Below are 911 nucleotides of genomic sequence, written 5' to 3'. Positions count from 1 at the left end.
GGTCTTCCTTATCGGGCGTCACGCGGATGTCGGGATAGCGCCCCTTGTCAGGGTTGTCCGAGACAATCCACACGCCTCCGCCAATCTCTTTGCGCAGGCGCTTGACCAAGATTTCTCCATCCACGCGGATCACATGAATGTCGTTGTTGCGCATGCTGGTGTCGCCGGTATCGATGAGGAGCACAGCGCCATCAGGAATCTTTGGCTCCATGCTTTGCCCATCCGCATAGATGATCTTGGCGTCCGCCTCTCGAACGCCAATTTGCCGCAGGAAATCGCGCCGGAATGCCAGGCGCCCCTTGTCGGTTTCCAGGAATACGAGGTTGCCGCTCCCAGCCGATGCCTTCACATCGAGACGCTGCAGCATGGCGAAGTCGTCGAAAAATTCCTCTGAATCGGCATCGACTTCCGGAGGCCCTTCGCGAAACAAGATCCACTCCGGGCGGACCTTGAGAACCCGGCAGACCCGGATGAGGTTTTCCGCTGTGATGGTTGTTGCTGGAGTGATGTTGCCGGCTCCCACCCAAGCGGAAAGGGTTGGCACTGAGACGCCAGTTTCGGCGGCTACAGCACTCTTAGTCATGCCACTGTTCTTCAAGGCTTTGGCCAGCCTGTTGTTCCAAGTTTCCATTAGGTGAGCCTAACTGAGATTCTTTTAGCTATCCCTTGCATTTGGATTTAGGTCGGCCTAAAATCGGGTCCAAAGGAACGGAGATCCAATCCATGGACCAACTTGCGAACACCGTAATCGATCGCCTTGGCGGCACTTCTGCCGTGGCGAAGATCTGCGAAATCAAGCCCCCATCCGTGCATGAGTGGCGCGAGACGGGGATTCCGAAGGCCCGCCTTCAGTTTCTGAAGGTCGCTTACCCGCAGGTGTTCGAAGACCTGCCCGAAGGGGCGGCAGCGTG

At 57.2% G+C, this 911-nt stretch carries 2 protein-coding genes; one reads left to right on the top strand and one right to left on the bottom strand.

The annotated features are described in order from the left end of the window. Nucleotides 1-631, bottom strand: a 631-nt coding sequence (locus RVY79_RS16675; protein ID WP_317465593.1) for an XRE family transcriptional regulator, incomplete at its 3' end; no start/stop codon positions are given. 92 nt (nucleotides 632-723) lie between these two features. Between RVY79_RS16675 and RVY79_RS16670 the strand changes: the two genes are divergently transcribed. Further along, on the top strand, nucleotides 724-911 hold a 188-nt coding region (locus RVY79_RS16670; protein ID WP_137884584.1), incomplete at its 3' end, for a helix-turn-helix domain-containing protein.

This window comes from Chromohalobacter sp. HP20-39, from assembly GCF_033052815.1.
Taxonomy (GTDB): domain Bacteria; phylum Pseudomonadota; class Gammaproteobacteria; order Pseudomonadales; family Halomonadaceae; genus Chromohalobacter.
This window is presented reverse-complemented; position numbering and strand designations above follow the sequence as displayed.